The sequence below is a fragment of the Puia dinghuensis genome, from assembly GCF_014642875.1.
Classification (GTDB): Bacteria; Bacteroidota; Bacteroidia; order Chitinophagales; family Chitinophagaceae; genus Puia; species Puia dinghuensis.
Map to the genome: position 1 here is coordinate 562,298 of NZ_BMJC01000003.1, position 21,719 is coordinate 584,016.

Here is a 21,719-nt window from a genome sequence, read left to right on the forward strand (position 1 = left end):
TTAGGTACCATGTCAATTCCTTTGAAAGTTTTATCTGCCTTTTTACTGTTTGCGTTTTCCTGGTTATCCTCCTACACACAGGAAAAATCCGCCCCTTTCTCACTAAGAGTTGATCTTTTACGAGATCCTGAGCGGGTGTATGATCATGGTTCAAGAACCGATCTGTCCCTGGAACAAGCACTCCTATCTGGTGAAAGATGGGAATTCTGTCGTGTGAATAGTCGCTTTCCAACGTTTTCATGGGATGTTTCAGCGTCCTGTCAATCTGCTTATCAGATCGAGGTGGCAAGCCGTACAGCGTTACTGCTGAGTGATTCACCAGATATATGGAACTCCGGACGCCAAAAAAGCAGCAGCAGTATTGGCGTTTTATATAAGGGCTCTGCATTGCAGCCCTCTACGATCTACTACTGGAAGGTTCGGACCTGGGGCAGCGGTGGTAAAGCCAGCCGTTATTCCGCCATCCAGGCATTTTGCACCGGAAAGCAATTGGAAGATTTTAGCCTGCCTTCTTTTGTATTGGTCAAAACACTTCAACAACCGGAGAAGACCGATCGGCTTGATGCCTGCAATGTCTTATATGACTTTGGTAAGGACGGTTTCAGTCAGCCAAGGTTGTCCGTTAATTCCCGGAACGCTAGTGATACGCTTGTTATTCACCTGGGCGAAGCGCTTACACCTGATGGACATGTTAATAGAGCTCCGCCTGGTTCGGTCCGGTATAGAGTGATCAGCATTCCGCTCCAACAGGGGCAGCACTCCTACGAACCGGCGATTCAACCCGATAAGAGAAATACGGCAAAGAGTGCTGTATTGATGCCCGCAGACATTGGCGAGGTGCTTCCCTTCCGATACGCCGAGGTCGCCAGCGTGTCGGGAAGGTATACGATCGACAGTGTTTCACGCTATCTGGTCGCCAGTGATTTTGATGATGGATCAACCACTTTTACGAGTTCGGATACGGGTTTAAACAAGATCTGGAACCTGTGCAAGTATACGATAAAAGCTACTTCGTTTTCGGGGTATTATGTAGATGGCGATCGCGAACGCATTCCTTATGAAGCAGACGCATTGATTACTCAGCTTTCTCATTATGCTTCTGATGCCGGGTTTTTGATGGCTGAGAGAACGCTTGATTATCTCATATACCATCCTACATGGCCTACCGAATGGTCTTTACAGAATATCCTCATTGCATGGAACGACTACCTTTATTCAGGAGACCTGAGGCTGGTAAGAAAGCTATATCCTCAGCTGAAGCATAAATTACTGGGAAGTCTGGCGAGGCCAGATGGGCTCATCAGTACGCTTACAGGTAAACAGACACCGGAATTTTTGAAGTCTATCCATTTTACGCCCTTTTATTCCAGTACGCAGCTAAAAGATATTGTAGACTGGCCTCCTCCCAATTTCAATGGACCGAGATCGGGAATGGGAGAAACAGATGGCTTCGTTTTTACGGATTATAATGCGGTTGTCAATGCCTGGTATTATGCCGGGTTGGAAGTGATGGGAAAGTTGGCGATGGCACTGGGTAACCTCCCCAATGCCAACTACTACAGCCATGAAGCAGTCCGGGTACGGAGTGCATTCCAGCGTACATTTTTCGATGCCCGGACAAACCTGGTATTGGATGGAGAAGGCGCCGGGCATAGTTCGTTACATGCCAACTTCTTTGCACTTGTGTTCGGGTTGGTGCCGAAGGAAAAAATGGCTCCGGTGTTATCTTTTATACATTCCCGCGGTATGGCCTGCAGTGTTTATGGCGCTCAGTTCCTGTTGGACGGACTTGCAAGAGTCAACGATTCGGATTATGCGCTAAAGCTATTGACCTCCACAGAGAAAAGAAGCTGGTTCAACATGATTCGCGAAGGCGCGTCCATGACGATGGAAGCATGGGGGCAGCAATACAAGCCTAACCAGGATTGGTGTCATGCCTGGGGTACAGCTCCGGCAAACTATATTGTCAGACACTTTGCGGGTATCGAACCATTAACGCCGGGCTTTGGAGAAGTGCAGATCAAACCACACCCGGGTTTAGTTGAACATGCAACGCTGAAATATCGAACAATACGGGGAGATGTCGAGGAGTGGTTTGAAAACAAACGAGACAGTTTCTGCCTTCAGCTTATTTTGCCCGGTAATACCGTGGGTCGGGTATACCTTCCTTTTGGTTCGGAGAAAACGATAATAAAGATGGATGGGCATGTTGTCAAAGCGGATTGTAAGGAAGGTTACTGTCAGCTACGCGGCGTGAGTGCCGGAAGACATTATTTTGAAGTTTATAAGGCCCCGGCCTACGGCCGGTGAGCCATCCAGACAAGTAAATTGAGCCATATAGGAAATCAGCCGTGGGGCACGATCGCCGATCTTTGTGTTGGTAATCCAAAAAATAACAGCAATGGCAACAATAACAAAGATAGCACTCGGCAAAAATGGTCCACTCGTGTCTAAGCTCGGATTAGGATGTATGCGCATGTCATCCGCCTGGAGCTCTCCGGTAAAAGATGAAGATGAAAGTATTGCGACCATCCGGATGGCATTGGACAGCGGCATTGATTTCCTCAACACCGGGGACTTTTACGGCTACGGCCACAATGAACTGCTTGTAGGCAAAGCCATCAAAGGCAGAAGGGACGATGCCTTCCTAAGTGTCAAGTTTGGCGGGATCATCTACGGCGGTCAATTCCGCGGATTGGACCTGCGTCCCCTATCCATTAAGAACTTCATCAACTATTCATTGGTGCGTTTGGGCGTAGAGACCATTGATCTTTATCAGCCATGCAGATTGGATAATGCCGTTCCGGTGGAAGACGTGATAGGAACTGTCGCCGACCTGATCAAAGAAGGAAAGGTGCGTTATCTTGGGGTGTCTGAAATAAACGCAGCACAACTGCGCAAGGCCCATAGCATATATCCTGTAACAGCATTGGAAATAGGCTATTCGTTGGCCGACCGGGAGATAGAACGGGAGCTCCTCCCCACGGCAAAAGAACTGGGAATTGCAGTGGTAGCATTTGCCAATACGGCCGAAGGACTGCTCACCGGTGAGTTGAAAGCGCCTGTACCTGCCAATGACTACCGCAACCATTTCACGCGATTTCAGGGAGAAAATCTGATAAAGAACCTGGAGAAAGTTGAAGCATTAAGGACAATGGCACAGGAAAAAGGATACACCCCGGCACAATTGGCGATCGCCTGGGTAAATGCACAAGGCGATGATATCATGCCATTGGTGAGTATGAGCCGGAGGTCACGGTTGCCGGAAAATATGCGAGCGATGGGGATCACTTTCACTGCGGAAGAGATGAATACCCTGAATACCCATTTTGCGCAAGGTGCGATAGCCGGTGGCACGTACCTGCAGCGGTAGATAATCCGGTCCCGGCTAAAACCCGAATTTATATACCTTTGCGTAGTGACAAATCCAACCGAAGTAGTCCCGGGAATCATCTTTTACTCTTTCCTTTCGTCAATGCATAAGGAGAAAGCATGCTTTCTTCGGCATAGTATCCTGGTATTGCAGGTTTCGGGGCAATTTACGCTGGAAACTTCCTGCCAAAAGGTCTCGATGAGACGGGGCGAGATGTTGCTGATACGTAAAAATCAGCTGGGGCAAATTACCAAAACACCTCTTCCCAATGAGGACTATCAAACCATTGTCATTTGCCTGCAAGAAGAACTGCTCAGGAAGATCGCCTTGGAGGAGCAAATAGATCTACCACAAAAATACACCGGTCAACCCAACATTCTTATTCCCGGAAACGATTTTCTACATGGCTATTTCCAATCCGTGATACCCTATGTCCGCAATCCCGAAGAAAAGATAACGACTGCCTTGGGCATCCTAAAAGTGAAAGAAGGGGTGAAATTATTGCTGCATGCCATGCCCGGGCTTAAGGAATTTTTATTCGACTTTTCCGAACCCTTTAAGATCGATCTGGAAAAATTCATGCTCGGCAATTTTCATTTCAACGTTCCTGTTGAAAAATTTGCACAACTCACGGGGAGAAGCCTTGCTGGGTTTAAGCGTGACTTCCAAAAAACATTCGGCACATCACCCCGGCAGTGGCTACAGGAAAAACGGCTGACGGAGGCCCGCCATCTTATAGAAAAAAAGAACAAGAAACCATCTGCCATCTACCTCGACTTAGGATTTGAAAGCCTCTCTCATTTCTCGCATTCTTTTAAGAAAAAGTTCGGCAAGGCGCCCACCGAATGGTTGTCATAGGGTTCAGTGCATGCCGCCGCCTTTCTCCAGGGCGTTGGGCTTCAGGGTCTGGACGGCCCCCTGTGCAGTGGTCTTCAGTTTGTCCTTGTCGATTTTATCCCTGAATGCTTTCCGGAGTGCATCGCTGGGTCCCTTCATCAGGATGATCAGCGAGCCGTCCTCGCGCGCGTAGGGGTTCGTGATGCTGTCCACCAGCCGCACCGCTTTGAACTCTTTCATGAAGGAGTGCTGCATTTCCTGCTTGTCGTCCGTGACGAGCAGGAGTACGTCGAACCGGTCGAAGTCCGGGGGCATCCAGTAGAGGAAACTGGCATTGTTGCTGTACGCCGGTGGCAGATGGTACTTCGGACCATAATAGTTCACGGCCCCCGCTTCACCGTAATTGTCGCAGAACAGCAGCGTGTGAGCCTTCTCCGTGCTGTCGAGGGACGCATAGGCCCTGGCCACCTTTTGGGTCATCTCTTCCCAGGACAACATATCCGCGAAGTCCTGCGGCAGGGAATGGTCCCGAAGGTCCTCCCAGCGGAGGGCCCCCACTTTACGGGCCAGAGGGTGATCGACGTAGTATTCGGCCAGGGGAGCCGGGGCCTTGAAGGGAAGAAGGAGGGGGACCAGTCGGATGCCAATGAAGAGGCTGAAGGCAAGCATCCCAATTTTCCACCATTTGTTCGCCCAGGCTTCCAGCCGGGGGGCGCCGAATGCGAACAGCACCGGGTAGACCCCTTGCGAGTAATAGCTTTTCCCGTGGCCTATCATCAGGAGTGCGAGTGTGACGAAGAACGCCAAGGCGATGAAACGGTATTGTTTCGTGCGCGCTGCCCAGACGAGACCGGTCACCCAGGTAAAGAGGGTGGCCACATTGTACAGCAGTTGGTCCGTCAGGAAAGCCCAGGGACTCAGGTACTGCAGCTGGTTATCCTGGAGGGTCTTCATGTGGTAGACGACCGGGAAGCCGTGACGGGCCTCCCAGAGGAAGTTCGGTAGGAAGAGCAGGAAGCCCAGGCCGATGGCATAATAGAAATGGCGGTTGGTAAAAAACTTTTTGTCCCAAACGAGAAGGAGGCCGGCCAGCAGCCCGGTGGCGTAGAAGGCCATAGTGTACTTACCGAGCATGCCAAGGCCGAAGCTGACGCCTGCAACGTAGAGGTATAGGGGCTTTCCAGTCTGTTGAAACCTGATCAATCCATAGGCCATCGCCGTCCAGCAGAATATATCCAAAAAATTCGGTTGGAAGAGGAAATGCATCCGGAGCCAGGCACCGGCCACGAAGGGCATCCAGGCTAGGACCAAGGCGAACCAACGGCCGCCGAGGTGAAGCACCAGCCGGCCCACGAGGACGTACGTCAGCGCGCCCGCCAGGGAAGGCCATATCTTGATCGCCCACATCCCGCCACCCAGCAGGTTCGTCAGCCAGGCGAAGACCGAGAGGAGAGGCGGCGCCTCCATGTAGCCCCAGGCCATGTGGCGCGCCTCCGCAAGGTAAAGGAATTCATCGCGGTGGGGGTCCCAAACAGGGTTCTGAAGGAAAAAGGGTAAGATCAGCTTGATCAGGGCAAGGAGATAGAGGAGACGGGTGGGTTTCATGGGAAAAAGGTAAAAAGATCGGGGCGCATACACGAGAAATTTTGACCATAGGCACAAAATCGGTGCCCTCCGGCTGTTTTGGTCCCTGTGACTGCACAATTACTGCATCCTCTGCCAAGGCATTATAAACCTTATATACCGTAAGTGTGTACTACGACTCCTCCCGGGAAAACCTTGACATCGACCAACTTCAGGTAGAGTGGCTTTGCAAGACCATCGAATATCGGCAGTCCGGCGCCCAATACCACCGGATGGATAACCAGACGGTATTCGTCGACAAGCCCTGTCGCTATCAGGCTCCGCATAAATCCGGCGCCCCCAATAGCGGAGATCGGTTTCCCCTCACCGGCTTTGAGTTCCCTGATCCCTTCGGCAAGATCGCCGCCAAAGACCCGCGCATTCGCCCAGGAAGCTGCGGCGGGCGACGGCTCATGCCCCGGATCGATGCCTTTAAATCCTTTTTTGGTAAAGACGGCCTTGGGTATCTCGTTCATCGGAGCGGCAAACGGATCGGTCGAAGTCGGCCAGTAAGGCGCCATATTCTCGAACGACTTCCTGCCCATGATAATCAGCCCTGCATCCCAGGTTTGCCCGACGAGCCAGGCCTTGGATTGCTCATCCCCGGTCTTGAAGACCCAGTCCTTCTCCCCATTGACGCCGGCGACAAAACCGTCGGCCGAGATCGACATCTTCATCTGTAACTTTCGCATAACGGATTTGTTTGTTATTTGCTGGTGACCAGGGAGAGTAAATATTCGTCCAGATTGGCGAATCCTGCAGCAGTGCCTTCTTTGAAGCCCTTTGTGACCATCATTTCAAGGACGGAAAGGTCATCGAATATTTTTTCAACGTAAACCGTGGTTGTCTCCCCTCCGGCCTTAAAGGAAGTTGTGGTCAAGGAAGAGGCATTATTGAGGTTCTTTCCGTTTTCATCGCAAAAGGAATTCCTCGATGAGAAACTGGATTTGGGTTCGATCTTAATATACTCTGCTAAAGACCAATGGTAGACATTCTCTGGGGAGATCATGGCAGTTAAACAACGCCCTCCTTCCCGGAAGTCCATCTCCTTTATGTAGGCCCTATAGGGTTTGGGAGCGGTCCACTGGCTCAGGATCTCTGGTTTTGTAAAGGCGTCCCAGACGAGATCGAGGTCGGCGGCAAATTCCCGCGTAATGCGGATGGTTTTGGTGGCTTTGTCTGCGGTGAAATCAAATAACAGGTTCATTTTTTCTTATTTTTTAGTGTGAACAATACGTGATCGAGTCGTTGGAATCCTTCTTCCGTGATCTTCCGGAACTGGTCGAGCCAGATATCGATTTCCTTCATTTTATCGATTTTTAGTTCATAATAGATCTCCCTGCCTTCTTGCTTTTGGGCAAGGAGGTCGCATTCGGACAGGATGCGCAAGTGCCGGGATATGGACTGGCGGGTGATGTCGAAGTGCTCCGCAATGGCATTGGGGGTCATTGCCTGCACGGCGATCAGGACGAGGATTGCTCGTCGGGTGGGGTCTGCAATGGCTTGAAAAATGTCGCGTCTCATGAATTTTGAATATGAAGCCGATCAGTTGCAAATATATGCGAAACCGATCGGCTGCGCAAATTTTTTTTTTGACGGGGAATTTGTCGACGGTGCTTGACGGTATCTTTACTTGAAAAGGTCGCCACCATCAAAAGTAAAAACCATGCACTTCACCAAAGTTGTTCCAAGTATCTTCTACGAAGACATCCAAATAGCCCTTAAAACCTTTATTGACTGCCTTGAATTCACCATTGGCCATGACGAACTACAAACCAACAACCCCTTCTGTGTAGTCAACAAAGACAGCCTGAGCATCATGCTCTTCCAGAATGCAGAGTACGCCGAAAAAGAACACCCCGAGATCCGGCTCGTGACTTACAATATTGATGAGGTTTATGCAAAGGTCGCCGCGAAATTCCCCGAACTGTTGCATCCGAATCTTAAGGAAGTTACTCTGAGGCCCTGGGGTGCAAGGGAGTTTGCGATGCTGGATGGGCAAATCGGAATCAGGGTTCAACAATGGTAGAAGTGTTTTGTCCGTATCTTGGTCTGCAATGGAAAAGGCAGATTATAACGAAAGGCTGGAATTTACCGTCCGGTCTACGATTCTAGACCGGCCGCGTCTACTCGTTATCAATTCGGAATATATAGAGTTCGATGATCAAGATCAGGTATCTGTGGCGGCGACTCGATTTTTGAGAACGGAGGTCGAAGGGTTGCGTTATGGCGTGAAGCCAATCCGGGGATATCGGTTTCGGATAGGGAGGATCTATTGTATCGATGTCCGAGATGTCTCGGGGAAGGTCATTAAGATTAGGCTCAAGTCCGTATATCGGGTAAGGCTTAAGCTATTAGAGCAGAAATATCTGGCAATTGTCAATGGGCTATTCCGGCATTTTTTCCACGATATGACCAGGAAATATCTCGAACAATTCCGCGACGGTCAGCCGGTGGAACTGCTTGGAGTAAGCCTAAACAGCCAGGGGGTTCTGTTCGATGAGAAGGCAGGCCGGATCAGCTGGAATTTCCTTGGGACCAAGCGATACTGGCATTATTATACGCTATATTCAGAGGAAGCTCCCAAAAATTACCGGGCATTTGTGTTCCTGGACGACTGGAATGCGGGGGTGCTGCGAGGATTGATCGAGGTGATTTTGAAGGAGAAGTTTCCCAATCGCTAGCTCTTAGCAAGAAAAGCAAGGGGAGCAAAGCAACCAATCCTTCGCAAATTAACGTAACATCATCTAGGAGAGACTCGATTTCCTGAAAAGGCCGAAACAAGCATAAGCGATTGATTTACCAATATTTAAAATGACAAATAGTTGATTATTTTTGTCTTATGAATAATGCCTTACATAGGGATACCATACTTAACATGCTTTCAGCCAATAAGCAACGGTTAGCTCTATATGGAGTTAATCGAATTGGGTTATTCGGCTCCTATGTAAGGAACGAGATGACGCCCAATAGTGATATTGACTTGCTCGTGGATATTCAAAAAGACAAAAAAACGTTCAATAATTTTTTGTCGCTTAACCATTTTCTCGAAGACTTATTTGGCAAGAAGGTAGAGTTGGTGACTACTCAATCCTTAAGCCCCTATATTGGTCCACACATTTTGAAAACCGTGCAATATGTCTCTGTCGCAAGTTGATTTTCTCCACCGGGTACTATATGACCGCCATTGACGGCGCCAATGGCAGGGATCTCCCGATTCGGGGCGCAGTGCGGATTGAATCTCTCCATTTACTTGGACGATCGTTTTTTTGTAAGTTTGCTATATGTACACTAAGGAGCAAATATTAGACTTACTCAGCCGGAAAAAGCCTGAATTGCAAGGGCGTTATCCTATTTCTGAATTGGGGTTATTTGGCTCCTACGCTCGCGGAGACTACAATGAAAAAAGCGATATTGATATACTGGTTGATTTTAATGGTCGCATCGGGATCGGGTTTATCAAATTAGCGCACGAATTAGAGGACCTATTCAAACAAAAAATTGATCTTGTTTCCCGCCGGGCTATCAAGCCCCGTTATCTTCCTTTCGTGGAAAAAAGCCTGATTCAAGTCTGAAAGAGATATCCCGTCATTGCTTCAGGATATTCTCGAAGCTATCGGCAACATAAAGGATTTTACAAGAGGTATAACTTTTGACATGTACTTGGGTGATCTTAAAACCAAGCACGCCGTAGAACGGAATTTTTTAATCATTGGAGAAGCAGTTGCAAGAATCGACAAGCCTTTCAGGGATAAATATCCTTCTGTTGACTGGCGGGAAGTGAAAGATTTCAGGAACATCATGGAAGTCAATAAATTACTATTTCAAAAGAAAGGGATAAAAGTTGAAACCCGCTCCTAGAGCGGGTTTCAGAAGTTGGTCGGGAAGACAGGATTACCTCCGGTGATCCTTTTACCCTCCTTATTACCCAAGAAGCCCCGTCCCGACTTCGTCGGAACGGTTTTGTTTTCCCGTCCGCTTAGGAGAACAAGTTCTCCACGCTTCCGGAAAAACAAAACCCGCAGCATTCGCTGCGGGCTTCTTGTTCGTCGGGAAGACAGGATTCGAACCTGCGACCCCCTGGTCCCAAACCAGGTGCGCTACCGGCCTGCGCTACTTCCCGGGTAACGAGCGGCAAAAATAGGGATTTATAGCGGAATTGCCTAGTTCAGAATATATAGCTATTTTTGCGGCCAAGGTGATGGTGTTCCACCTTATCAACCGCCCTGCATGAGAGAGGGACGATGGCGCCTACGAATTATTAATATTCACTATTGATATAATAGATAATTTGTAGGCATGAAGCAACACAAGATCGCGTTTGAACAGTTTTCTATCCTTTCCTACCTTTTTCGCTTGACCCTTTTGGTTATCCCCGTAGCCCTGACGGTGGGGTCACTGGTCGCACTGTTCCTGTGCCTGCTGGATGAGGCCACCCAATTCCGCTTTGCTAACCCCTGGATGCTTTTTCTCCTTCCCCTGGCGGGCATCTTCATTTACGTGTTGTATAAATACCTGGGCAAGAACTCGGAGGCAGGTAACAACCTGATCATCGACGAGATCCACGAACCGGGAGGCGGAGTGCCGGCGCGGATGGCGCCACTGGTGCTGCTGACGACGGTGATCACCCACTTGTTTGGCGGGTCGGCCGGACGGGAGGGAACCGCCGTTCAAATTGGTGGCAGCCTTGCAAATCTGTTTGCCCGCAAGCTCAACCTGTCGCGGGAAGATACGCGGACCTTGCTGATGACCGGGATAGCGGCGGGCTTCGGTGCAGTATTCGGAACGCCGGTGACAGGCGCCATCTTTGCGCTGGAAGTGCTGGCGCTCGGCCGCATCCAGTACGACGCTCTAATGCCTTGTTTTATGGCCAGCGTGCTGGCGGATATTGTCTGCGGCGCCTGGGGCATTCACCATACAGCCTACCATATTCATTTCGCCGAAACAGGGACAACCTTCTTCTTCCACTTCGACCTCTTTCTTCTCGCCAAAGTTATCCTTGCAGGTGTGGCCTTCGGACTGGCGGGAATGGCCTTTGCCGAGACCTCGCACGGCATCAAAAAGTATAGCAACCGGCTGATCAAAACCAAATGGCTGATCCCTGTAGCCGGTGGCCTTCTTATCATCGGACTGACCTATGCGCTGCAAACAGAGGACTATCTCGGCCTCGGCGTGGCAGGAAAAAACCCCGGTTCGGTGACAATCCCTTCCTGCTTCCATGCCGGCGGCGCCACTTATTTCAGCTGGTTCTGGAAGCTGCTCTTTACAGCAATAACCCTTGGCACCGGCTTCAAGGGCGGGGAAGTGACCCCACTGTTCTTTATTGGAGCGGCACTCGGCAATACCATTGCACTGCTTAGCGGAGCCCCCGTCGACCTGATGGCAGGACTCGGATTCATCGGCGTTTTTGCCGGGGCTACCAACACCCCCATCGCCTGCACCCTGATGGGGGTGGAATTGTTCGGCGCTGATCATGTGCTGTATTACGCCGTAGCCTGTTTTACTGCGTATTATTTCAGCGGCCACTCCGGCATCTATACCGCTCAGCGCGTGGGAGTTGCCAAGGTGGTGGATGCCCGAAGGGGCGGGATGCGGAAAAAATAATTGCACGGGCCGGTTACCGTCCGTTTTCAACGAGTGTCCAATTTAGGTTAATGCAATTTCGCACAACCAATAAACTCATAATCATGCAAACGGAACAATTAATCGGCCTCGTCATCGGCGGCGTCGCTGTAGTCGGCGGCCTGGCCATCGGCGGTATCGCCATCGCCGTCTCAGTCCCCTGGGCGATGAAAGAAAAATTAGCCAAGCTGGACATCAGGAATAAAGAGCGCATGGCTATGCTCGAAAAAGGGGTCGACCCCACAATAATCTTCAAAGAATCCAAGGGCGTTGGCCAGGACCCCATGCTCTGGGGGCTATTACTTGCCGGCATGGGACTGGGCATCTTTTTGGGATATATGTTGTATCTTATAACAAAATGGGACCGCATTGTCCTGACCAATTCCCTGGGTGTTCTCTTTAGCGGCATCGGGTTGATCATTTTCTCGCTTTACCACAAAGCATCAGGTGATCAACACGCTTAAGTGGACCAGGAATACCGCTATATCCAACAGATCGTCGATGGACAGCCGGCCAGGTTCGCATATTTTGTGACCGAATACAAGGACCTTGCCTTTTCCATCGCGATCCGCATCCTGGAGAATCAACAGGATGCCGAAGAAGCCGTTCAGGACGCTTTTGTTCAGGCGTTCAGGCAAATAAAGACCTTCAGGGGAGACTCGAAATTCTCTACCTGGCTGTTCCGGATCGTAGTGAATAATTCGCTCACACGGGTTAAAAAGAGAAAACGCACTATACTCTATGAAGAGATAGAATTAGCGGAAGGCCGGTTTGAAGAAGTCGAATCCTGCTACAACGGGCTGACAAAACAGGACCAGACAAAATACATCGACCAGGCCCTGCAAAGGATGGCGCCGGAAGACAAGATCATATTGACCCTCTATTATCTCGAAGAGCAGCCGCTGAGCGAGATAGCAGTGATCACCGGCATCAGTAAGGATAACATAAAAATGAAACTGCACAGGGCCCGCAGAAAGATGTATGGTATCCTCAGCAAACTATTGAATATCGAACTAAACATGATATAAGATGATGGATCAAGACCATGATAAAACCCGGGAGATACTGCGAATGAGCGGGCGGGACGCCGCACCGCACGGACTGGAATTGCGGGTGATGGATAACATCATGGCGATTGCGAATAAACGGGCCAAAAGACGAGCCGCCCTTTCCGGACTGCTTCGGTTTGTGGCGATCTCGCTTGTAGTAATAGCCGCAGCCCAGTCCTTTTTCCCCGGGGGCTCGGGGAAGGCCGTCACCGTTGTCCCGGCAGTGGGCCAAATGACAGAAAACCTTGGCGCCAAGATCGCCGGGCTACTGGAATATAGCTATTTCTTCATTCCGCTGATCGCAGTGTATGTTTTTCGCCAAATAGCAAGAATAAAGGCAGGATAGTTCTTATCTTTCCATTGCCATGTTCCGCACGTCGACCACTTTTATTAAAGCGCAGAATCCCGCGGCCTCGAAAGCGATGCTGCTTGACTTTTACCAGCAGGAACTGGAATACCAACGTGTCCCCAATATCACCGTGGGGGAGGATGCTATTTATTTCCGTAACCGGCCGTTGGCCTTTGGCGGAGGGCGCTTTGGCAACCAGTATTTCTGTTTCACCTCCGGCAAGATCCTGATCCAGGACACCGACAGCGAATACCAGGTTTTCCTGGAAGGCGATCTCTCACGGATCATGGGGTTGGGTGGTGCGCTGGCTGGAATATGCGGGCTGGCGATTGTCATTACCGTGGGGTTCAATGCAATAGCAGTCGCCCTTGCCCTTATCATCTTTTTGCTTGTCTCCGTTGTCAACTACCTCTATACCCTTTTCTTCTTTCCCGTCTATTTCACCGATCTGCGCAACGAAATGGAAGAATCGATACAGAATATATCCTAGGCTTTTACCGTTGCCAACGGATAAGGGTATCCTCCAACGGCGAGGAAATGTCCTCATAAGCGGGGATGACCCGAATGGTATAATCGCTGGCGGGGCGGGAGGTTTGCACCTTAGCCGAGTAGACGGGCAGCCCATCAGCCGGAGGCGCCTCCTGACGTTGCATCACGATCTTCTCGGGTTCGCCGCCATCCTTACTATCCGCATACAATTCAACGACCACTTTTGCGGGATCGATGCCGTTGAGTCCTACGGGTATCCCAAACACGTAGCCGCCATCAGCGTGGATGGATTGCTCTGCACCAAAATGGATCCCGTCCCATTTAGCTGCAAGTTCACGGTGGCTGGCGACGATGCGGCTGCCCGCGGCGCCTTTTTCTTCCGCGCGTTGCAGGTATTTTGCCGCGGCAGGCAGATAATATTTTTCCGTATACTCCCGCACCGTTCGGTTGGCCGAAAATTGAGGGGTGAGGGTCGACATGCTTTTCCGCATCCGGTGTACCCATTTCTCCGGGATACCTCGTTCGTTACGGGTATAGAATTCGGGGATCAGCTGCTGCTCGAGTATATTATATAGGGCATTCGCTTCTTCCGCATCCCAGGCGGGGTCATCCCCATGTTCCTTTCCATCGCCGAGAGCCCAGCCTACTTCGGGGGTGTAGGCTTCAACCCACCAGCCATCCAGTTCGGAGACATTGATCCCGCCATTGACCAATACCTTCATACCGCTGGTGCCGCTGGCTTCCCATGGACGCCGGGGCGTATTGAGCCATACATCCACACCCCGCACCAGGTTCTCCGTCAGCAGCATGTCGTAATCGCTTATAAAGACAACGTGCCGGTAGAGCCTATACCTTTCGATGAATTGAATCCATTGCCGGATCAATGCCTTTCCGCTTTCATCGGCGGGAGAGGTCTTCCCGGCAAGGATCAGCTGTACGGGCCGGTCGGGATTTGTCAGGATACGGATGAGCCGTTGTTCGTCGTGCAGGAGGAGAAAGGGACGTTTGTAGGGAACAAAACGCCGGGCGAAGCTGAGGGTGAGAACGGCGGGATCGAAGATATGCCGGGCCGCTTCTACGATGTCGGCGGGATAGCCGGCTACGGACCATTGTCTTGCGAGCCGGTCGCGCATATAACGAACAAGGGTATCCTTTGACCGGTTGCGCATCTCCCACAGGAATTCGTCGGGTACACAGGAGATGCTCTGTTCCATCCCTTCCAGGCCCCCCTTCCAGGCGTCCTGGCCACAGGCATGGGTCCATACCTCCTCAGAAAAAGAACTGTCCCAGCTTGGCATATGAACCCCATTGGTCACCGAACCGACAGGAACTTCGACTCTTGGCCAGCGGGGGAACAACGATTGAAACAGCTGCTGGCTTACCTTCCCATGCAGCTGACTGACGCCATTCACCGCACCGCTGCCGCGTACGGCGAGCCAGGCCATATTAAAACTTTCGCCATGATCATTGGGATTTTCGCGGCCCAGCGCCATCAACGCATCGAAGCTAAGGTGCAGCTCTTCCCAGGCATAGGAGCCGAGGTATTGGCCTACCAGGGATGGGTTAAAGTGATCGAAACCCGCCGCAACGGCAGTATGTGTCGTGAACAGGTTGCCCGCGCGGGTCACCGCCAGGGCCTCCTCGAAGCTGACGCCCGTCTCCTTCATAAAATCACCGGCCCGCTCAAGGACGAGAAAGGCAGCATGCCCTTCGTTCATATGACAGACCTCGGGCCGGATGCCGAGCGCACGCAGCAGCCGCCAGCCGCCGATGCCCAATATGATCTCTTGTTTTATCCTCAGCTCTTCCCCTCCCCCATATACTTCGCTCGTAAGGCCGCGATAGATGGGAAGATTGGCCGCATCATTGCTGTCCAGCAAGTAGAGTCTTGTTCTTCCCACCTGTACCTGCCAGGTTCGCAGCCATACCGGGTATCCGGAGATGGTGACCTTTATCCTTAGCCATTCTCCGTTGGGCAGCCGTAAGGGCGTGATCGGCAACTGCATGGGATCGTTATAAGGGAACAAAGCCAGCTGGTTGCCATTGCGGTCGATCTCCTGGCGGAAATACCCCTGCTGGTAAAGAAGGCCAACTGCTGTCACCGGTACGCCAAGATCGGCAGCCGCCTTCAGCTGATCGCCTGCTACATTACCGAGGCCACCGACATAGATCGGCAAGGCTTCGCTCAACATGTATTCCATACTGAAATAGGCCACTGTCTTCAGTGCGGAGCCGGAATATTTTTTTTGGAACCAGGCAGGCTCGTCAGCAGCCTGTTGTCTCTTTTCCAGGAGATCGTTAATCTTTCCGCGGAAAGCGGGGTCAGCCATCCGGATTCGCAGCTGTTCGTGGGACATTGTCAGCAGGACGATCCATGCATTGTGGGTCATCGCCCATAAGTCGGGGTCGAGCGCCTGCCAAACTTCGTCGGCTTCATGATTCCATGACCATCGCAAATCCAGGGCCAGGCCTACAAGGTCGTCCATGCCTTCAACATCCGAAGGCAAAAAACCGAAATGGGGATTCATGTGGATGGTTGGGTGCTCCATATTTTGACGATTTTGCTCGGAATATACAGCCATTTAGAAGGAATGTTCATCCCTGTCCTGTTTTTAATGTTGAAATAATGACCGGCAGTAAAAAACGGGTATTAATTTTGTAGTCCATCGGGTCTCCCGAGAGCTGCTCCTGTGAGCAATAAAAAATACAACTATGGCAATCAGTCCACTGGCGGGGAAGCCTGCCGAACCGCAACAATTGGTTGATGTTACCCGATTGATCACGGCATACTATACGGAGACGCCCGACCCCGCCATCCCGGGGCAACGGGTGGCTTTTGGAACTTCGGGGCACCGGGGTTCTTCCTTTGACTCCGCGTTTACCGAAACGCATATCGTTGCCATTACGCAGGCAATCTGTCTATATCGTCAGCAGCAACGGATAGACGGTCCGATATTCCTTGCGATGGACACCCACGCGCTTTCCTGGCCGGCGCAGATCTCCGCCCTGGAGGTGCTGGCAGCCAATGGAGTAGAAGTGATGATCGCGGATGGAACCGATTACACGCCGACACCGGTGCTTTCGCACGCCATCCTTACCTACAACCACGGGCGGACGACAGGTCTTGCCGATGGCATCGTGATCACCCCTTCCCATAACCCGCCCCGCGACGGTGGTTTTAAATACAATCCACCACATGGCGGTCCTGCCGAGCCTGCCATCACCGATTGGGTGCAGAAGAAGGCGAACGAATTTTTGGAGAATGGGCTCCAGGGCGTCAAGCGCATCACCTATTCCAAGGCGCTACACGCCGCGACGACGCACCGGTATGATTTTCTACACCCCTATATCGCCGATCTGGGGAATATCATCGATATGGACAGGATCAGGGATGCGAAGATCCATTTTGGCGTCGATCCGCTGGGTGGCGCCGGCGTCGACTACTGGCAGCCTATTGCAGATCATTACAATCTTGACCTAACCGTGACGTCGACAACGGTAGACCCGACCTTCCGCTTTATGACCGTGGATTGGGATGGGCAGATCCGCATGGACCCCTCTTCCCCCTATGCCATGGCGAAGCTGGTTGGATTGAAAGACCGGTTCGATATCGCTTTTGCCTGTGACACCGATCACGACCGGCATGGTATCGTTACCCGTGGGTCGGGGCTGATGCAGCCTAATCACTATCTGTCGGCCGCTATCTATTATCTTTTTCTTCACCGGCCGAAATGGCCGGCAACGGCCAAGGTGGGGAAGACGCTTGTCAGCAGTCAGCTCATCGACCGCATCGCCGCCAAACTCAACCGCGGATTGTACGAGACGCCCGTGGGATTCAAATGGTTTGTGGATGGATTGCTTGCCGGAACCCTGGGTTTTGTAGGCGAAGAAAGCGCGGGCGCTTCTTTCCTCCGCAGCAATGGGAAGGTCTGGACGACGGATAAGGATGGGATGATAGCGGGTCTGCTGGCGGCTGAGATGACGGCCGTCATGGGGAAGGACCCGTCCCAAATCTACCAGGAACTGACGCGCGAACTGGGCAACCCAATATACGACCGGATGGAAGCAAGGGCAACGCCGGCAGAGAAACAAAAGCTGTCTAAGCTCTCAGCTTCCATGATCAAACAAAAAGAGATGGCTGGTGAAAAGATCACCGGTATCCTTACTACTGCGCCGGGTAATGACGCTGCTATCGGCGGATTGAAGGTAACGACCGAAAACGGGTGGTTTGCCGCGCGGCCTTCGGGAACGGAGGATATCTATAAGATCTATGCGGAGAGTTTCCGTGGAGAAGATCATCTGAAACAAATACAAGAGCAGGCGCAGGCAATAGTCAATGAAGCGCTGAAGGCCTAGTGGTCCACGCTAAATTGGCCTTCCGCCTGATACGCATCGGTTGCACTATGGATATATTTGTTTTTAAACCACTGATAGACTTCGGCCGTTTGTTTTTCCCCGTTGATGATAAATGCTTCGTGGGTAAGAGAAAAGGACTTTAGCTCCTTAGCCGAACCTACGAGGTGTTGTTTCATAATATCCTCCATGATCTCCCGGATCGCCTGCAGTTTTTGCTTTTCTTTTTCCAGTTGCTCCCGGTCGATCATCAGTTGCTTTTGTTTGATCTCCATATCTTTTTGAGCGGCTGCCAGCCGTTCTTGTTTGGCATTTGTCTCTTTTTGAGCAATTTCAAGTTGCTCTTGTTTAGCATTTATTTCTCTTTGAACAGCTTCCAGATCTTCTCTTTTGGCATTCATTTCTTTAATTGCGGTTTCCAATTCCTCCTTTTCGGCCCTCAACTGAACATTGTCGGCATCCATATGTGGCGTATCGGCCACCACCTGCGCCTTTTTTCCATCGGAGACGATCTTGGGTAGTTTGGCATCGCGGATGATGATCGGCGTATCTTTCGAGGGTTTGGGCGTCGTATCTCTTGTGATCAATGCTGGCGCTGTGTTTTTGGAAACCTGGACGCCGTGGGTCTTGGACGTCACCGGTGGCACCTGGCCATTACCCTGCTGGTTGTGTTGGACAAAGGCAAGGGTCAGCATGCCGACGACCGTCAGGCTTAGTGCGAGAAAGAGGCTTTCGGCGGAATTTATCGTCCGGTTCTTATTCTGGACGATGCGGGCTATTCTGTTGATAAAGGAATTCCGGTCGCCGGGAAAGCCAACGGCTAGTCTCGAATGATTGGTAATAGCGAACTGCTTGAAGCTGACAAGCGCCCGGACGAGCTGTTTTTTATCCCCTGTCTGCGCGATGGCGATATCGTCACAGCAATGCTCCCGTTCCTGCCGGATAAGCGAGGACAGCCACCAAACGGCGGGGTTGAAGAAGAAGATAGTTTCGACCATATTCTGCAATAAATTTATCAGGAAGTCGCTACGGCGAACATGGGCCAGTTCGTGCGCAAGTATAGCTTCAACCTGGTCGGGTGGCAGTTGGGCCAAAAGACCGGCGGGGATAAAGATCACGGGTTTCCAATGACCAAATACGGCAGGCATTTGTATGAGGCCGGATTCCAGCATCCGTACCGGTTTGCTGATCTTCAGCCGTGCGCAAAGCGATGTGAGTCGCTGCTGCCAGTCGGCTGTGAGCGGGGTTGAGCGATGGTCTCGGATATAACGCGTGTAGAAGATAGCATAGCCTGTTCTTACTAGCCTATAACTCAGGATGCAGCCCCAAACAGAGACGATGAGCAGGGCATGCAGGGATAAGAATTGTGCCAGTTGTTGCAGGTAACTCTCGCCGGTGGCGATGCTGTCGAATGCGTGCGGCCGACCGTTCACTTCCGTCAACTGAGGCATGGCCGCCGCAGTTTCATCGGCAGGGATATTATTCCACTCCCATATAAAAGTAACCAGGGTTGCGCCGGCGAAAAGAACGAATAGCCCGGAGAGCAGATAGTATCTCAATGCGGGGCGGGATGTCCTGGTGGCGAAGAGTACGATGCCTGCGAAGAGGGCCAAAAGGAGACCTTGCCATATCGAGTGGACGAGTGTCCAGCATATCGCTGTGCTCATAAGATGATATTTATAAAATGATTATTCTGATTGGTCGAGTTGATCGAGCAACTCTTTGAGTTTCTTTACTTCTTTTTTCGAGGATTTGGTGTTCTTTAAAAAGGCAACCAGCAGGTCGCCGATGGAGCCGTTGTACATGTTCTCCAGGAATTTTTCCAGAACAAGCCCCATGGTCTTCTGCTCTTCCAGCACCGGGATATAGATGTGCTTCATGTTGGTCTCATCCCTTTGCAGCATTCCTTTTTCGGTCATCACCTGCATGAGCTTCAGCGTAGAAGTATATTGAACGGTCTTTTCACCTTCATTCAGCGTGTCGTGTACGAAACGGACAGTGGAAGGGCCATGTTTCCAGAGGATCTTCAATACCTCCAGTTCGGACCTGGCCGGGGTTGTCCCGGTAGTTTTATCGTTGGAAGGGCGTGCCATGCATTAAAGGTACGATAATAAACGTACGTCCCAAATATTAGTGGAGATTTTTTGGTCGGCTGGCCATGCAAATGGGATGATTTAGATACTATTGTGCAATCGGTTGCAAATTCGGATTTTTATGCTTATTTTATAGTGCTGGACAGCATTATACCACTGCCACTGCTTTTTATGAGTTCCCGAAATCTTCGCTTTGCCATCTCTGCCTTATCAATTTTTATTGTAATCGCTTGCAGTAAATCAAGTTCGCAGTCGCCTGCTGGTTCCGGCGGGCCACCCAAACAAGATACCACCCAGGGCACGCAGGCTGCCATAGATGCTTCCAAAGTGAATCAGACCATCCGGGGTTTTGGTGGGGCGACAGTTTTCCTGGGCTCGCTGACCACAAGCGAGATGAATACCTTATATGGCAACTCAACTTCATCGCAATTGGGCCTCACGGTGTTGCGCATCCGGGTCGATCCGGGCGGACAGGCTAATTGGGGCACAGAGCTCGGAAATGCCCGGAAAGCGATGGCCAACGGAGCTATCGTAATGGCAACACCCTGGTCACCTCCGGCCAATCTTAAAACCAACGGCAGCACTATCGGCGGAATGCTGGATACTGCTTCTTACGCTGCCTATGCCAATTACCTGGATAGTTTTGCCACCTATATGTCTGCTAATGGCGCTCCCCTATACGCCATATCCGTCCAGAACGAACCCGATATCACCGTGACCTATGAGTCCTGCGACTGGACACCGCAGCAGATGTTCAATTTTGTAAAGAACAATGCACCCGCTATCAAGAACACGCGGCTTATTGCCTGCGAATCCTATCACTTCGATCAATCCTATACCGATGCCATCCTCAACGATTCGGTGGCAGCCTCGCACCTGTCGATCGTAGGCGGCCACATTTATGGCGGTGGACTGGCGCCTTATCCGCCGGCGGTGTCGGCGGGCAAAGAGATCTGGATGACCGAACACCTTGACACCAGCACGGACTGGAACGGCGCGCTGAACACCGCCAAAGAGATGAGCGATTGTATGGCTGTGGCCGGTTATAGTGTATACAACTGGTGGTATCTGAAAAGGTTCTATGGCCCGATCGACCAAAATGATAATCCGACTAAGAGAGGTTTTGTCATGGCCCAATTTTCCAAATATATAAGGCCGGGCTATCAAAGGGTCAATGTGCCCTACAACCCAACGAGCAATATTTATATCAGCGCTTACAAAGATGGTCCCAGCCTGGTCATCGTAGCAGTCAATATGGCAACGGTTGTTGTTAACCAACCTTTTTCGATCAGCGGAAGCACCCCGGCTTCCTTTACGCCACATATCACGTCAGCCAGCAAGAGCCTTTCGACAGAAGGCGTGGTCAGTGTTGCCGGCGCATCGTTTAGCTATCCTCTCCCGGCCCAAAGCATTACCACGCTGGTGTCGAATTAATGACCCATCGCGTGCCCGGAGATTGCGGCTAAGCCTGCACGCCGCTTGTGATAATAAATATAAGAACCGGCGATCAGCGCAAAGCCAATGAGCATAGGAGCCACCGTCAGCGGTGAGTCGCCCGAGGAAAGGCCGCAGAAAGTGGCGCCCGTCAGGTCGAATGTCAAGCCGGCGTAAACCCATTCCTTGAGTCTGGGATAGTTGGGCAACAAAAGAGTGATGCACCCAAGCAGTTTGGCCGTACCAAGAAAGGGCAACAGGTAAGTCGGGAGGCTGAGGTGTTTGAACAAGGCGACGGCATCGCTGACCTTCAGGATATCGGGTATGGATCCTAATCCAAAAAATATGATCAGCAGGCCGGTGAGAATGCGGTGGATGATGACAGTCTTTTTCATAATGTTATATTTTTTCGTTGATACAAAGCTATTGCCTGTCTCAACAATCGGCAATCCGGTATTACGACAAAAGAAGGGCATTTTGCGACAGAAAAAGTTACT

Annotated in this window: 23 protein-coding genes, 1 tRNA gene and 1 riboswitch; of the genes, 15 read left to right on the forward strand and 9 right to left on the reverse strand. The window is 51.2% G+C overall.

Going from position 1 to position 21,719, the window contains the following annotated elements; translation table 11 throughout:
- The first annotated feature begins 9 nt into the window (after positions 1 to 9).
- The 3 genes from IEY39_RS15545 (at position 10) to IEY39_RS15555 (ending at position 4,231) form a co-directional block, all read left to right on the forward strand.
- Positions 10 to 2,310: an alpha-L-rhamnosidase-related protein gene (locus tag IEY39_RS15545; protein WP_188933163.1), complete on the forward strand. Its 2,301-nt coding sequence runs from the start codon at positions 10 to 12 to the stop codon at positions 2,308 to 2,310.
- 91 nt (positions 2,311 to 2,401) lie between these two features.
- Positions 2,402 to 3,373: an aldo/keto reductase gene (locus tag IEY39_RS15550; RefSeq protein ID WP_188933165.1), complete on the forward strand. Its 972-nt coding sequence runs from the start codon at positions 2,402 to 2,404 to the stop codon at positions 3,371 to 3,373.
- A 102-nt stretch (positions 3,374 to 3,475) separates the two neighbouring features.
- Positions 3,476 to 4,231, forward strand: a complete 756-nt coding sequence (locus IEY39_RS15555; protein WP_229688929.1) for a helix-turn-helix domain-containing protein — start codon at positions 3,476 to 3,478, stop codon at positions 4,229 to 4,231.
- 3 nt (positions 4,232 to 4,234) lie between these two features.
- Here IEY39_RS15555 and IEY39_RS15560 read toward each other — a convergent pair whose 3' ends face one another.
- From IEY39_RS15560 to IEY39_RS15575, 4 genes are all read right to left on the reverse strand, one after another.
- The gene (locus tag IEY39_RS15560) at positions 4,235 to 5,815 is read right to left on the reverse strand and encodes a glycosyltransferase family 39 protein (protein WP_188933170.1); all 1,581 of its coding nucleotides are present in this window, start codon (positions 5,813 to 5,815) and stop codon (positions 4,235 to 4,237) included.
- Positions 5,816 to 5,946: 131 nt separating this feature from the next.
- A complete protein-coding gene (locus tag IEY39_RS15565) occupies positions 5,947 to 6,525 on the reverse strand; it encodes a dihydrofolate reductase family protein (protein ID WP_188933171.1) in 579 nt (192 codons plus the stop codon).
- 14 nt (positions 6,526 to 6,539) lie between these two features.
- Positions 6,540 to 7,040 (reverse strand): SRPBCC family protein, encoded by a 501-nt coding sequence (locus IEY39_RS15570; RefSeq protein ID WP_188933173.1) that lies wholly within the window; start codon positions 7,038 to 7,040, stop codon positions 6,540 to 6,542.
- Positions 7,037 to 7,357: an ArsR/SmtB family transcription factor gene (locus tag IEY39_RS15575; protein WP_188933175.1), complete on the reverse strand. Its 321-nt coding sequence runs from the start codon at positions 7,355 to 7,357 to the stop codon at positions 7,037 to 7,039. Before IEY39_RS15575 ends, IEY39_RS15570 begins: the two co-directional genes overlap by 4 nt.
- 142 nt (positions 7,358 to 7,499) lie before the next feature.
- On the opposite strand from IEY39_RS15575, the gene IEY39_RS15580 reads away from it, so the two are divergent.
- From IEY39_RS15580 to IEY39_RS15600, 5 genes are all read left to right on the forward strand, one after another.
- On the forward strand, positions 7,500 to 7,862 hold the full coding sequence (locus tag IEY39_RS15580; protein WP_188933177.1) for a VOC family protein: 363 nt from the start codon (positions 7,500 to 7,502) through the stop codon (positions 7,860 to 7,862).
- A gap of 382 nt (positions 7,863 to 8,244) precedes the next feature.
- Positions 8,245 to 8,517 carry a hypothetical protein gene (locus IEY39_RS15585; RefSeq protein WP_188933179.1) on the forward strand — a complete coding sequence of 91 codons (273 nt, stop codon included), beginning with the start codon at positions 8,245 to 8,247 and terminating at the stop codon, positions 8,515 to 8,517.
- A gap of 137 nt (positions 8,518 to 8,654) precedes the next feature.
- On the forward strand, positions 8,655 to 8,990 hold the full coding sequence (locus IEY39_RS30245) for a nucleotidyltransferase family protein (RefSeq protein ID WP_373285466.1): 336 nt from the start codon (positions 8,655 to 8,657) through the stop codon (positions 8,988 to 8,990).
- Between the two features lie 127 nt (positions 8,991 to 9,117).
- Positions 9,118 to 9,408: a nucleotidyltransferase family protein gene (locus IEY39_RS15595; RefSeq protein WP_188933183.1), complete on the forward strand. Its 291-nt coding sequence runs from the start codon at positions 9,118 to 9,120 to the stop codon at positions 9,406 to 9,408.
- Positions 9,409 to 9,424: 16 nt separating this feature from the next.
- Positions 9,425 to 9,694 carry a HepT-like ribonuclease domain-containing protein gene (locus IEY39_RS15600; protein ID WP_188933186.1) on the forward strand — a complete coding sequence of 90 codons (270 nt, stop codon included), beginning with the start codon at positions 9,425 to 9,427 and terminating at the stop codon, positions 9,692 to 9,694.
- Positions 9,695 to 9,882: 188 nt separating this feature from the next.
- Here the strand turns inward: IEY39_RS15600 and IEY39_RS15605 are convergent.
- A tRNA-Pro gene (locus tag IEY39_RS15605) sits at positions 9,883 to 9,956 on the reverse strand.
- Positions 9,957 to 10,021: 65 nt separating this feature from the next.
- Positions 10,022 to 10,094: riboswitch (Fluoride riboswitch) on the forward strand.
- Between the two features lie 38 nt (positions 10,095 to 10,132).
- Between IEY39_RS15605 and IEY39_RS15610 the strand changes: the two genes are divergently transcribed.
- The 5 genes from IEY39_RS15610 to IEY39_RS15630 all read left to right on the forward strand — a co-directional run bounded on the left by IEY39_RS15610 (position 10,133) and on the right by IEY39_RS15630 (position 13,343).
- Positions 10,133 to 11,437, forward strand: coding sequence for a voltage-gated chloride channel family protein (locus IEY39_RS15610; protein WP_188933188.1), 1,305 nt, complete (start codon positions 10,133 to 10,135; stop codon positions 11,435 to 11,437).
- Between the two features lie 83 nt (positions 11,438 to 11,520).
- On the forward strand, positions 11,521 to 11,919 hold the full coding sequence (locus IEY39_RS15615) for a DUF6249 domain-containing protein (protein ID WP_188933190.1): 399 nt from the start codon (positions 11,521 to 11,523) through the stop codon (positions 11,917 to 11,919).
- A complete protein-coding gene (locus IEY39_RS15620) occupies positions 11,920 to 12,483 on the forward strand; it encodes an RNA polymerase sigma factor (RefSeq protein ID WP_188933192.1) in 564 nt (187 codons plus the stop codon).
- Position 12,484: 1 nt separating this feature from the next.
- The gene (locus IEY39_RS15625; RefSeq protein ID WP_188933194.1) at positions 12,485 to 12,850 is read left to right on the forward strand and encodes a hypothetical protein; all 366 of its coding nucleotides are present in this window, start codon (positions 12,485 to 12,487) and stop codon (positions 12,848 to 12,850) included.
- A 19-nt stretch (positions 12,851 to 12,869) separates the two neighbouring features.
- Positions 12,870 to 13,343, forward strand: coding sequence for a hypothetical protein (locus IEY39_RS15630; RefSeq protein ID WP_188933196.1), 474 nt, complete (start codon positions 12,870 to 12,872; stop codon positions 13,341 to 13,343).
- A 4-nt stretch (positions 13,344 to 13,347) separates the two neighbouring features.
- On the opposite strand, the gene glgP is transcribed toward IEY39_RS15630, so the two are convergent.
- Positions 13,348 to 15,891: an alpha-glucan family phosphorylase gene (gene glgP, locus IEY39_RS15635; RefSeq protein ID WP_188933197.1), complete on the reverse strand. Its 2,544-nt coding sequence runs from the start codon at positions 15,889 to 15,891 to the stop codon at positions 13,348 to 13,350.
- Positions 15,892 to 16,054: 163 nt separating this feature from the next.
- Here glgP and pgm point away from each other — a divergent pair, with 163 nt between their 5' ends.
- Positions 16,055 to 17,698, forward strand: coding sequence for a phosphoglucomutase (alpha-D-glucose-1,6-bisphosphate-dependent) (gene pgm / locus IEY39_RS15640; RefSeq protein ID WP_188933200.1), 1,644 nt, complete (start codon positions 16,055 to 16,057; stop codon positions 17,696 to 17,698).
- On the opposite strand, the gene IEY39_RS15645 is transcribed toward pgm, so the two are convergent.
- The gene (locus IEY39_RS15645; RefSeq protein WP_188933202.1) at positions 17,695 to 19,362 is read right to left on the reverse strand and encodes a M56 family metallopeptidase; all 1,668 of its coding nucleotides are present in this window, start codon (positions 19,360 to 19,362) and stop codon (positions 17,695 to 17,697) included. The two genes, pgm and IEY39_RS15645, sit on opposite strands and share 4 nt — an antisense overlap.
- A 21-nt stretch (positions 19,363 to 19,383) precedes the next feature.
- A complete protein-coding gene (locus IEY39_RS15650) occupies positions 19,384 to 19,788 on the reverse strand; it encodes a BlaI/MecI/CopY family transcriptional regulator (RefSeq protein ID WP_188933204.1) in 405 nt (134 codons plus the stop codon).
- 327 nt (positions 19,789 to 20,115) lie between these two features.
- Between IEY39_RS15650 and IEY39_RS15655 the strand changes: the two genes are divergently transcribed.
- On the forward strand, positions 20,116 to 21,222 hold the full coding sequence (locus IEY39_RS15655; protein WP_188933205.1) for a glycoside hydrolase: 1,107 nt from the start codon (positions 20,116 to 20,118) through the stop codon (positions 21,220 to 21,222).
- On the opposite strand, the gene IEY39_RS15660 is transcribed toward IEY39_RS15655, so the two are convergent.
- A complete protein-coding gene (locus tag IEY39_RS15660) occupies positions 21,219 to 21,617 on the reverse strand; it encodes a DoxX family protein (RefSeq protein WP_188933206.1) in 399 nt (132 codons plus the stop codon). The two genes, IEY39_RS15655 and IEY39_RS15660, sit on opposite strands and share 4 nt — an antisense overlap.
- Between the last annotated feature and the right edge of the window lie 102 nt (positions 21,618 to 21,719).

Excerpts from the sequence above, each read along its gene's own strand:
- IEY39_RS15575 (WP_188933175.1), bottom strand. The coding sequence starts at position 7,357 with ATGAGACGCGACATTTTTCAAGCCATTGCAGACCCCACCCGACGAGCA.
- glgP (WP_188933197.1), bottom strand. The coding sequence starts at position 15,891 with ATGGAGCACCCAACCATCCACATGAATCCCCATTTCGGTTTTTTGCCT.
- IEY39_RS15660 (WP_188933206.1), bottom strand. The coding sequence starts at position 21,617 with ATGAAAAAGACTGTCATCATCCACCGCATTCTCACCGGCCTGCTGATC.
- IEY39_RS15560 (WP_188933170.1), bottom strand. The coding sequence starts at position 5,815 with ATGAAACCCACCCGTCTCCTCTATCTCCTTGCCCTGATCAAGCTGATC.
- IEY39_RS15555 (WP_229688929.1), top strand. The coding sequence starts at position 3,476 with ATGCATAAGGAGAAAGCATGCTTTCTTCGGCATAGTATCCTGGTATTG.
- pgm (WP_188933200.1), top strand. The coding sequence starts at position 16,055 with ATGGCAATCAGTCCACTGGCGGGGAAGCCTGCCGAACCGCAACAATTG.
- IEY39_RS15580 (WP_188933177.1), top strand. The coding sequence starts at position 7,500 with ATGCACTTCACCAAAGTTGTTCCAAGTATCTTCTACGAAGACATCCAA.
- IEY39_RS15650 (WP_188933204.1), bottom strand. The coding sequence starts at position 19,788 with ATGGCACGCCCTTCCAACGATAAAACTACCGGGACAACCCCGGCCAGG.
- IEY39_RS15570 (WP_188933173.1), bottom strand. The coding sequence starts at position 7,040 with ATGAACCTGTTATTTGATTTCACCGCAGACAAAGCCACCAAAACCATC.
- IEY39_RS15625 (WP_188933194.1), top strand. The coding sequence starts at position 12,485 with ATGATGGATCAAGACCATGATAAAACCCGGGAGATACTGCGAATGAGC.
- IEY39_RS15565 (WP_188933171.1), bottom strand. The coding sequence starts at position 6,525 with ATGCGAAAGTTACAGATGAAGATGTCGATCTCGGCCGACGGTTTTGTC.
- IEY39_RS15645 (WP_188933202.1), bottom strand. The coding sequence starts at position 19,362 with ATGAGCACAGCGATATGCTGGACACTCGTCCACTCGATATGGCAAGGT.
- IEY39_RS15595 (WP_188933183.1), top strand. The coding sequence starts at position 9,118 with ATGTACACTAAGGAGCAAATATTAGACTTACTCAGCCGGAAAAAGCCT.
- IEY39_RS15615 (WP_188933190.1), top strand. The coding sequence starts at position 11,521 with ATGCAAACGGAACAATTAATCGGCCTCGTCATCGGCGGCGTCGCTGTA.
- IEY39_RS15630 (WP_188933196.1), top strand. The coding sequence starts at position 12,870 with ATGTTCCGCACGTCGACCACTTTTATTAAAGCGCAGAATCCCGCGGCC.
- IEY39_RS15545 (WP_188933163.1), top strand. The coding sequence starts at position 10 with ATGTCAATTCCTTTGAAAGTTTTATCTGCCTTTTTACTGTTTGCGTTT.
- IEY39_RS15610 (WP_188933188.1), top strand. The coding sequence starts at position 10,133 with ATGAAGCAACACAAGATCGCGTTTGAACAGTTTTCTATCCTTTCCTAC.
- IEY39_RS15550 (WP_188933165.1), top strand. The coding sequence starts at position 2,402 with ATGGCAACAATAACAAAGATAGCACTCGGCAAAAATGGTCCACTCGTG.
- IEY39_RS15585 (WP_188933179.1), top strand. The coding sequence starts at position 8,245 with ATGACCAGGAAATATCTCGAACAATTCCGCGACGGTCAGCCGGTGGAA.